The following is a 10,454-nucleotide window of genomic DNA, read 5'->3' as shown; positions in this document are numbered from 1 at the left end:
ATCGCCGAGAGGGAAGGCCAGCAGCCCTCAACACTGGCTGCGTAAACAGGCCGGACACACGACGGTACTGACAGACCGCCGCGATCACTGCAGAAAACGCTTGCAATGCAGGCGCCACCCACACACGTCGTTCGCGAGAGTGTATCTGTTCTGCAGCGGGTCAAGGGCAAGCCGCTGACGCGGCGGCAGAGCCGCCCTTGACCCGCTGCAGAACAGAGAAGGAAGCGCGCGCGACATGGCCCGCGCCGCGTTAGCGGCGCCGGGCCCAACGGTGAGGGCGCATGTCAATGTGCCTGGAACCGGCGGGAGCGCCCCGTCTAGATCCATGCCGCTGGGTGTCAGTCTTTGGCGGCGGCCTTTTTTGGGGCTGCCTTTTTCTTGGCCGCGGTTTTCTTCTTGCCGCCTTTTGCGGATTTTTCCGCAATCAGCTCCATCGCCATCTCCATGGTCACGTCCTTGGGCTCCACGTCCTTGGGCAGGGTGGCGTTGACCTTCTCCCATTTGACATACGGCCCGTACCGCCCGTCCATGATATTGATGGCACCGCCGCTGTCCGGGTGATCCCCCAGCTCCTTCAGCGGTTTGGCTGCAGCCCGGCTGCCACGGCGGCCCGGGTTGGCGCGTTTTTCTGCCAGCAATTCCACCGCCCGGTTCATGCCGATTTCAAAGACGTCATTCGGATCCTTGAGGTTGGCGTAAACCGGTTTTTCCTCTTCCGGCAGCTGGTGCATCAGATAGGGGCCGAAGCGGCCGAAGTTCGAAGAAATCACACCGCCTTCGGGATGATCGCCGATCTGGCGCGGCAGGCTGAGCAGGGTCAGCGCCTTTGCCAAGTCCATATCGTCCTTGCTCCAGCCCTTGGGCAGGCTGGCGCGCGGCGGCTTCTTGTTCTCGGGCGTTGCTTCGCCGCGCTGCACATAGGGCCCAAAGCGGCCGGCTTTCAGATGGATCTCATCTTCACCGTCCATACCGAGCAGGCGCTCGTCGCCATCCGCGCCTTCGCCGGCGATGGGACGGGTGTAGGTGCATTCCGGGTAATTGCCGCAGCCGACAAACCCGCCAGTGCGCGAGGTTTTCAGATGCAGCTGGCCCGCCCCGCATTTGGGGCAGACGCGCGGGTCGGTGCCGTCTTCGCGCGGCGGATAGAGCTGCGGTGCAAGTGCCGCGTCCAGCACATCCAGCACTTCGGTGATACGTAGCTCGGAGGTTTCCGAAATGGCAGCCGAGAAATCGCGCCAGAACTTGCCCAGCAATTCCTTGTAGTCGCCGTGGCCGGCGCTGACGTCGTCCAGTTCTTCTTCCAGATTGGCGGTGAATTCATAGCCGACGTATTTGCGGAAGAAATTCAGCAGGAATATGGTGACGATCCGGCCTTTGTCCTCGGGGAACAGGCGGTTCTTGTCCTTGCGGACATATTCGCGGTCCTGGATCGTGGTGATCACGGAAGCATAGGTCGAGGGGCGGCCGATGCCCAGCTCTTCCATCCGCTTGACCAGTGTCGCCTCGGTATAGCGCGGCGGCGGCTGAGTGTGGTGCTGCAGCGCCAGCACAGCGCCGTCTTCTGAGAGCACGGAGGCCTCTTTGCCGGCCTTGTCAGCCTGGGTGGCCAGCGAAGACGCAAATTTCAGTGCTTCGCCCTGCATGATCTGCGGCAGACGCTTGTCATCTTCGTCAGCCACATCATCGCGGCCTTCTTCATAGACGCGCATGAAACCGTCAAACAGCATCACCTGGCCGGTGGCGCGCAGCACCACCTGTTTGTCATCCGAGCCGATATCGACGGTGGTGCGCTCCAGACGGGCACCTTCCATCTGGCACGACAGCGTGCGCTTCCAGATCAGATCATACAGCTTGCGCTGATCGTCGTCGGTGACTTTCAGGCTGGCCGCATCGCGGCTCATATCCGTGGGGCGGATACATTCGTGCGCTTCCTGGGCGTTCTTCGCCTTGTTCTTATAGATCCGCGGCGAGGAGGGCACATATTCAGCGCCGTAGCGGGTTTCGATCTCGGCACGGGCGGCTTGCACTGCCTCGGGCGCCATGTCGATGCCATCGGTCCGCATATAGGTGATGTGGCCCGCCTCATACAGGCGCTGCGCGGCGTTCATGGTCTGGCGGGCGCCCATGCCGAACTTGCGGCTGGCTTCCTGCTGCAGGGTCGAGGTCATGAACGGGGCAGAGGGGTTGCGGGCCGCGGGTTTTGCTTCGACTGACAGCACCGACAGCTGGCGCGAAGCCACGGCCTGCACTGCGAGTTCGGCAGCGGTGGAAGTCTTCAGGCTGTATTTGTCCAGCTTGTCGCCGCCCAGCACCGTCAGGCGGGCTTCGAACTCCTGGCCGCGCGGGGTCGCCATCTGAGCCCGCACCGACCAGTATTCCTGCGCGTTGAAGGCTTCGATCTCCATCTCGCGCTCGACGATCAGGCGCAGGCAAACGGATTGCACCCGGCCTGCGGACCGCGCGCCCGGCAGCTTGCGCCACAGAACCGGCGACAGGTTGAAACCCACCAGATAGTCCAGCGCGCGGCGGGCCAGATAGGCTTCGACCAGCGGCATGTCGACTTCGCGCGGGTTCTGCATCGCTTCGGTCACCGCTTCCTTGGTGATCGCGTTGAAGGTCACCCGGCTGACCGCGGTGTCTTTCTTGATCGAACGCCGTTTGGTCAGCGCCTCCTGCAAGTGCCAGCTGATCGCCTCTCCCTCGCGGTCAGGGTCAGTGGCGAGAATCAGCGCATTGTCCTCTTTCAGCGCGTCGGCGATTGCCTTGACGTGCTTGCGGGAATCATTACCGACCTCCCAGGTCATGCCGAAATCGGCCTCGGTATCAACCGAACCATCCTTGGCCGGCAGGTCGCGCACATGCCCGTAAGACGCCAGAACCGTATAGTTGGAGCCAAGATATTTGTTGATTGTCTTTGCTTTGGCCGGGGATTCGACAACGACTACTGGCATAAATTCTGTAACCTCTTCGGACCGCTTCTGCGGGTTCTATGGCGGCGCAGGATGTGGGGCGCAAGGGGAGATTGTCAATCCAGGTTCAATGGGCGGGGCCGGGAACAGGCCGTTAACGGTAGTATTCCAACGGTTCACGGCAGCCTGTTCCTGCAGTCCGGGGGAGGCGGGCAGGGGCAAAACGATGCGCGCAGGGTCAGTCTTTTTCCTCGGGAAAGGCCTTGGACAGCAGCCCGCCCGGCTGGCGCCGGATTGCGCCTTCAAGCTCCAGATCGGTCAGCGCGGGGGCCAGCTGCTGCGGCGGCAAGGAGAGATCGCGCAGCAGGTCGGTCTCAGACGTGGGGGAGGGGCCTAGTCTGCCGAGGATCTGCTGATGCAGGGCATTGGTTTGTGCCAGATTGCGCCGTTCTGGCGGCGGCGGCGGCAGGCCGGCCAGGGCTTGTTGCGGGTTTTCGGCTGCAGGCGCATCTTCCTGAGACTGGCTTTGCGGCGGCAGCGCCTCCAGCACGTCGGCAGCATTGCGGATCAGCATAGCGCCGTCACGGATCAGCCTGTTGCAGCCCGAACTGCGCGCATCAAAGGGATGGCCGGGCACCGCCAGAACCTCGCGCCCGTAATCCAGCGCATCCCTTGCGGTGATCAGGCTGCCGGATTTGGCGGCCGCCTCCACCACCACAACGGCGCGGGCCATGCCGGCAATGATCCGGTTGCGTTTGGGAAAGTCCCGGGCCTGCGGTGTCTTGCCCATGGGCTGCTCTGACAGGCGCAGCCCGGTTCCGGTAATGTCTTCGGCAAGCCGTGCATTTTCTGCCGGATAGATCACATCGGCGCCGCCAGCCAGAATGGCAATTGTTCCTGTTTGCAACGCTGACTGATGCGCGGCGGTGTCGATGCCGCGGGCCATGCCGGAGACGACGGTATAGCCCGCCTCACCCAGGTTTTGCGCCAGCGATCTGGCCATGCGCAGCCCCAGGGAGGAAGCGTTGCGGGCGCCGACCATGGAAATCATCGGACGCTGCAGCGCGGCAAGGTTGCCGATAGCCCACAACAGCGGCGGCGCATCTTTCAGGCTCCTGAGGAGTTCGGGGTATTCGGGATCAGAAAAGCACAAAAGCCGCGCTTTGGCGGCTTTTGCGGTCCTAATTTCAGCGTCTACCGCATTGGCAGGGCATGTTTCATACCCTTTGATACCTGCGGAACGTGCCACTTCGGGCAACGCATCCAGCGCGTTCTGCGCTGAACCATATTCGGCGAGCAGCCGGTGGAAGGTCACCGGGCCGACCCGTTTAGAGCGCAAAAGGCGAAGCCAGGAAAACCGGGTATCTTCCGTGGTGGGTGGGAGTGGGGGGTGAGTGGAAGAATGTGCTTCTTCAGTCATCCGCAGCTCCGCCTGTTTGCAGAACCAGAATTAACCTTAAGGGGGTTAACAGGTGGTGAACGTCAGAATGTTTTTGGCCAATTTCCCGAAAATTATCCTAAGCAGCCAGATTAAATGGAAAAATGCAGTTCACCGGCGGGCGGCGGCGGTGTGCCTGACAGCGGACCGGGCCGGAAACATTGGCTTCCGGCCCGGTTTTTCAGGGACAAAACATGGATTTATCGAAATTTTGCGCTGCCTTAGGCCGCTGAGCCGCCCACCGTCAGGCCGCCCATTAGCACCGAAGGCTGGCCGACGCCGACCGGCACCCATTGGCCCGCCTTGCCGCAATTGCCCATGCCGGGGTCCAGCGCCATGTCGTTGCCAAGCCCGCGAATCTGTTTCAGCGCGGTGGCGCCGTCGCCGATCAGCGTGGCACCCTTGACCGGTGCGCCGACCTTGCCGTCCTTAACTCTATAGGCCTCGGTGCAGGAGAACACGAACTTGCCATTGGTAATGTCCACCTGGCCGCCGCCGAAGCCCACAGCCCAGATGCCGTCCTTGATTCCCGCCACCAGATCGCCCGGATCAGCCTCGCCGCCGAGCATATAGGTATTGGTCATCCGCGGCATCGGCGCGTGGGCGTAGCTTTGGCGCCGCCCGTTGCCGGTAGGAGAGACCCCCATCAGCCGCGCGTTCTGGCGGTCCTGCATGAAGCCGACCAGCACGCCGTCCTTGATCAGCGTCGTTTTCTGGCTGGGGGTGCCCTCGTCATCCACAGTGATCGAACCGCGCCGGTCGGGAATGGTGCCGTCATCCAGCACGGTGACCCCCTTGGCGGCAATCTGCTGGCCCATCAGGCCGGCGAAGGCCGAGGAGCCTTTGCGGTTAAAGTCGCCTTCCAGCCCGTGGCCGATGGCCTCGTGCAGCAGGATGCCGGGCCAGCCGGGGCCAAGCACAACATCCATTTCGCCCGCCGGGGCAGGGACCGCATCCAGGTTGACCAATGCGATCCGCAGCGCCTCCTGCACCTGGGCCTGCCAATGTTCAGGATCGACCAGCCCGTCAAGCCCCAGCCGCCCGCCGCCCCCGGTCGAGCCGCCTTCGCGGCGGCCGTCTTTTTCGACGATCACCGAAACGTTGAACCGTGCCATCGGGCGGATATCGCACACACGCGTTCCGTCCGCCCGCAGGATCTCCACTTCCTGCAGCGAGGCGGCCAAAGACGCGGATACCTGCACAACGCGCTGATCCAGATCACGCGCATAGGCATCAACATCGCGCAGGGTTTCTACCTTCACCGGGAACGGCATGGCGCTGATCGGGTCGGCATCGGTGTACAGCTTGGCATTGGTCGCCTGCGGCGCATCCGAATAGGTGCCGCCTCCCTCGCCAACCGCCAGCTTGGCCGTTTCCGCCGCCCGCTTCAGTGACGCAATGGAGACATCGGTGGAATGTGCATATCCGGCCACATCACCGTTCACCGCCCGCAGGCCAAAGCCTTCGGAGGCATCATAACTGGCGCTGCGCAGCCGCCCGTCATCAAAGGACAGCGCTTCGGATTTGCGGCGCTCTGCAAAGATCTCGCCATCCTCCGCACCATTCAGCGCATCGCGCAAGCTGGCGAGGGCCTCATCCTCGGGGAGCGCGGTTTCAAAGGGACGGAAGGCTGGGTTTTCCATGGCACGGTCCTCGGATTTTTTTGATCTAAATCAAGAAAGCGACGGTTTGACGCTTGGCTGCCTCTTTATCTGTGTCCCCGAATATGATTTTAACCAGCGTCAAAGACAACGGGGCAGGTGCGTTTTGTGGGAATCAATCGATTCCCCCGCATTTCGTGCTGCCGCAGGAACAATGCGATCAACCGATCAGGACAGAACATGAAAAACGCTTTGATGCTTTCGGGCCTTTTCGCCGGCCTTTCAAGCCTTCCGGCAATGGCGCAAGAAGGTCTGAAAACCATTGGCAAGCCGGTTGACGGCGGCCTGAACTTCCAGCCGGCGGCGACCTCGCTGGCGGATGGCTTGCAGAAACTGGATTACATGATCCTGGTGATCATTACCGTGATCTGTGTTTTTGTTGCCGGCCTGATGCTGTACGCTATTGTCCGCTTTAACAAGCGCGCCAATCCGACCCCGGCCAAGTTCACCCACCACACCCCGGTTGAGATCGCCTGGACCATTATCCCGATCCTGGTGCTGGTGTTCATCGGTTCCTTCTCGCTGCCGCAGTTGTTTGCCCAGCAGGAAATCCCAAAGGCCGACATCACCATCAAAGTGACTGGCTACCAGTGGTACTGGGGCTATGAATACACTGACCACGAATTTGGTTTTGAGAGCTTCCTGCTGCCGAAAGAAGAACTGGCTGCAAACGGCTATGCCGAAGACGAGTGGCTGCTGGCCACCGACACGGCAGTTGTGGTGCCCTCGGGCAAGACTGTTGTGATGCAGGTGACGGCGGCTGACGTGATCCACTCTTGGACCATCCCGGCCTTTGGCGTGAAGCAGGATGCGGTTCCCGGCCGTCTGGCGGAACTGTGGTTCAACGTCGACGAAGGTAAAGAAGGCATCTATTTCGGCCAGTGCTCTGAGCTGTGCGGCAAGGACCACGCCTATATGCCGATCACCGTGAAGGTCGTGACCCAGGAAGAATACGACGCCTGGCTGGAAGGCGCCAAGGCAGAATACGCGGGTCTGCCGCAGGCCTACCAGGTCGCCTCCAACTGAGAACTGGCTTTGTGAAGCTTGAGGGAGCTTCATAGGGTATAGTGAAAAGACCAGGGTGCGCAGCTTTGCGCACCTGTTGCTGCCAAAGGACCCAAGATGAGCGACGCAAGCATCAACGCAAGCCGGGCATATGAGGACGAGGCCAGTTTCGGCGATTACTTCGCCCTGCTGAAACCCCGTGTCATGTCGCTGGTGGTGTTCACCGCTTTGGTCGGGCTGCTGGCGGCGCCAGTGGGTGTGCATCCCGTCATCGGCTTTTGTGCCATCCTGTTCATCGCCATCGGCGGCGGTGCCTCCGGTGCGCTCAACATGTGGTGGGACGCCGATATCGACAAGGTGATGAAGCGCACCCGGGGCCGCCCGATCCCGGCCGGCAAGGTCGAGCCGGGCGAGGCGCTGGCGCTGGGTCTGGCGCTGTCGGGCCTGTCGGTGATCATGCTGGCGCTGGCCGCCAATGTTTTTGCCGGCGCCTTCCTGGCCTTCACCATTTTCTTTTACGTGGTGGTCTACACCATGTGGCTCAAGCGCGCGACGCCGCAGAATATCGTGATCGGCGGCGCTGCGGGGGCTTTCCCGCCGGTGATCGGCTGGATCGCCGCCACCGGCACCATGTCGGTTGAGCCCTGGCTGATGTTCCTGCTCACCTTCATGTGGACGCCGCCGCATTTCTGGGCGCTGGCGCTGTTCATGCGCTCGGACTATGACGATGCCGGCGTGCCGATGCTGACCGTGACCCACGGCCGCCGCGCCACCCGCGTCCATATCCTGGTTTACACTGCGCTGCTGGCTGTTCTGGCCGTTGGCACCGCGTTCTCGGGTATCGGCGGCCCGCTGTATCTGGCCGCGGCGCTGGTCATGAACGCGCTGTTCCTGCACGGCGCCTGGAAGATAACCCGCCGCGATGAAGACGACTCCGAGGCGGACAACTTCAAGGTCGAACGGAGCTTCTTCAAACTGTCGCTGCTGTACCTGTTCCTGCATTTCGGTGCGATCCTGGCGGAAGCTTTGCTGAAGCCCTACGGACTGGGAGGCTGGTAAGATGGCTTTGCGCAAAGAACATGAGATCCACAAGCGCCGCTCTGGCCTCAACAAAGGGGTCGGCATCCTGCTGGGCGCCTTTGTGGTGCTGGTGATGGCGCTGACCATGGTCAAGGTGACCTCGGCCACTTTCAAATTCCCGGACGCCCAGGGAGAGCAGAACTGATGGCGCTGCAGGGGCCGCAGAAAACCGTTGTCCAGCTGGTGGGCGTTGTTGTCCTGATGGGCGGCCTCTCGTGGGCTTCGGTTCCGTTTTATGACTGGTTCTGCCGGGTCACCGGGTTCGGCGGCGTCACCCAGGTGGCCAATGCCGGGTCCGATACTGTTCTGGATCAGACCATCACGGTGCGCTTTGACGGCTCCAAACAGCGCGGCATGCCGTGGGAGTTCAAACCGTCTCAGCGCGAGATGGAGATCAAGCTGGGTGAAACCGGATTGGCCTTTTACGAGGCCTACAACCCGACCGACCGCCCCGTTGCGGGGCAGGCGTCCTATAATGTGACGCCTTATCAGGCCGGCGGGTTCTTTGAAAAAATAGACTGCTTCTGCTTTACCGAGCAGGTGCTTCAGCCGGGGGAGCGGGTGCAGATGCCTGTGACCTTCTTTGTCGATCCCGAAATCATTGAAGACCGGGACGCAAAATACGTGCATACGATCACGCTTTCGTACACGTTTCATGAAATCGATCTGCCCGAGGGCTATGCCGCCCTCGACACCGGGGATAACACCGGGGCAGGCTCAACCACGAACTAGGCCGCTTTGGTGAGGGACACTTGAATGGCGCACGCTAAAAATCACGATTATCATATTCTGCCGCCGTCGATCTGGCCGCTGGCCGCATCGCTGGGCACCTTTGTCATGCTGGTTGGCGCGGTCTTCTGGATGAAGGGCATCACTGCCTGGGCTTTCTGGATCGGCTTTGTCGCAGTTCTCTACTCCGCCTTTGCCTGGTGGTCCGAAGTTGTTGCCGAAAGCAAAGTCGGCGACCACACACCCGTTGTCCGCATCGGCCTGCGTTACGGCTTCATCCTGTTTGTGATGTCCGAGGTGATGTTCTTCTTCGCCTGGTTCTGGTCGTTCTTCAAACACGCCATCTACCCGATGGAGACCTACATCGGCACCGAGTACATCGCGCCGGAGATCGTTGCCGTCGATCCGTTCCACCTGCCGCTGATCAATACGCTGCTGCTGCTGCTGTCTGGCTGTGCCGTGACTTGGGCACACCACGCGCTGGTGCATAACAACGACCGCAAGGCACTGGTCCAGGGCCTGGCCATCGGTATTGCTTTCGGCATCGCTTTCACCGCTCTGCAGGGCTATGAATACTACCACCTGCTGCACGAAGGCTGGAAATTCGGCGAAGATGAGTTTTACTCGAATTTCTTCATGGCCACCGGTTTCCACGGCTTCCACGTTGTGATCGGCACCATCTTCCTGACCGTCTGCCTGATCCGCGCGATGAAGGGCGACTTCACCCCCGAACAGCACGTCGGCTTTGAGGCCGCGGCCTGGTACTGGCATTTCGTGGACGTCGTCTGGCTGTTCCTGTTTGTTGCCGTCTACATCTGGGGCACCTCGGGCTTTTGATCCCGGGAATGTAATGGTTACATGTTTGCGGTTCCAAAACCCGCAGACAGACCTTAATGAGCAAGGCGCGCAGGGCATCACGCTCTGCGCGCCTTTACTGTTGAAGCGGAGCGGCCCGGATGCGGCGTGTCATCTTCCTGTTGATCATCAGCGGCGCGGGCCTGGCCATTCTGATCGGCCTCGGCACCTGGCAGCTTCAGCGCAAAGCCTGGAAGGAGGCCATCCTCGCCACAATCGAAGCGCGGATGGCCGAGGAAACTGGCGTGCTGCCGACCGAACCCGATCCGGAAACGGACAGATACTGGCCGGTTTCGGCAAAAGGGTACGTAGGCAATCAGTACCTTCGTGTCCTGATCTCAAACCAAGCCTTTGGCCCGAGCTACCGGATAGTTTCAGCGTTTGAGGTGGATGGCCGCAATGTCATGCTCGACCGCGGGGTGATTCCGGTGGATGAGGAACCGCCAGCGGGACATCCCGAAAAGGTCGAGGTTACTGGCAATCTTCATTGGCCGGATGAGGTGGACAGCTACACCCCCGCCCCGGATCTGGAGAATAACATCTGGTACGCACGGGACGTTGAAGCCATGGCTGAGGCTCTGGGAACGGAGCCTGTCCTCATCGTGCTTCGAGAGCAAACCTTCTATGATACGCCGGTACGTCCGGATCCGGTCAGCACTTCCGGCATCCCGAACAACCACTTGCAATATGCGATCACCTGGTTTTCGCTGGCCTTTATCTGGGCCGCGATGACCGTCTACTTCCTGCGGCGCAGCCGCCCCAACCCGAAGAGCTGAA

At 61.2% G+C, this 10,454-nt stretch carries 9 protein-coding genes; 6 read left to right on the top strand and 3 right to left on the bottom strand.

Annotated elements, in window-relative coordinates:
- Positions 1–338: 338 nt before the first annotated feature.
- The 3 genes from topA to tldD all read right to left on the bottom strand — a co-directional run bounded on the left by topA (position 339) and on the right by tldD (position 5,990).
- Positions 339–2,951: a type I DNA topoisomerase gene (topA, locus tag A2I95_RS10190; RefSeq protein ID WP_291729654.1), complete on the bottom strand. Its 2,613-nt coding sequence runs from the start codon at positions 2,949–2,951 to the stop codon at positions 339–341.
- Between the two features lie 196 nt (positions 2,952–3,147).
- Complete coding sequence (gene dprA / locus A2I95_RS10185) at positions 3,148–4,329, bottom strand: DNA-processing protein DprA (RefSeq protein ID WP_291729653.1); 1,182 nt, start codon at positions 4,327–4,329, stop codon at positions 3,148–3,150.
- Between the two features lie 239 nt (positions 4,330–4,568).
- Complete coding sequence (gene tldD, locus A2I95_RS10180) at positions 4,569–5,990, bottom strand: metalloprotease TldD (protein WP_291729652.1); 1,422 nt, start codon at positions 5,988–5,990, stop codon at positions 4,569–4,571.
- Positions 5,991–6,188: 198 nt separating this feature from the next.
- Here tldD and coxB point away from each other — a divergent pair, with 198 nt between their 5' ends.
- The 6 genes from coxB (at position 6,189) to A2I95_RS10150 (ending at position 10,453) form a co-directional block, all read left to right on the top strand.
- Positions 6,189–7,034, top strand: coding sequence for a cytochrome c oxidase subunit II (gene coxB, locus A2I95_RS10175; protein WP_291729651.1), 846 nt, complete (start codon positions 6,189–6,191; stop codon positions 7,032–7,034).
- A 96-nt stretch (positions 7,035–7,130) separates the two neighbouring features.
- The gene (gene cyoE / locus A2I95_RS10170; protein WP_027259849.1) at positions 7,131–8,072 is read left to right on the top strand and encodes a heme o synthase; all 942 of its coding nucleotides are present in this window, start codon (positions 7,131–7,133) and stop codon (positions 8,070–8,072) included.
- 1 nt (position 8,073) lies between these two features.
- Entirely contained in the window at positions 8,074–8,238 is a 165-nt protein-coding gene (locus A2I95_RS10165) for a cytochrome C oxidase assembly protein (RefSeq protein ID WP_291729650.1), read from the top strand.
- A complete protein-coding gene (locus A2I95_RS10160; RefSeq protein WP_291729649.1) occupies positions 8,238–8,825 on the top strand; it encodes a cytochrome c oxidase assembly protein in 588 nt (195 codons plus the stop codon). The genes A2I95_RS10165 and A2I95_RS10160 overlap by 1 nt, the downstream gene beginning before the upstream one ends.
- A gap of 24 nt (positions 8,826–8,849) precedes the next feature.
- The gene (locus A2I95_RS10155; RefSeq protein WP_027259846.1) at positions 8,850–9,659 is read left to right on the top strand and encodes a cytochrome c oxidase subunit 3; all 810 of its coding nucleotides are present in this window, start codon (positions 8,850–8,852) and stop codon (positions 9,657–9,659) included.
- Between the two features lie 119 nt (positions 9,660–9,778).
- Positions 9,779–10,453, top strand: coding sequence for an SURF1 family protein (locus tag A2I95_RS10150; RefSeq protein WP_291729648.1), 675 nt, complete (start codon positions 9,779–9,781; stop codon positions 10,451–10,453).
- Position 10,454 lies beyond the last annotated feature (1 nt).

This window comes from Leisingera sp. F5 (genome assembly GCF_001593695.1).
This window is presented reverse-complemented; position numbering and strand designations above follow the sequence as displayed.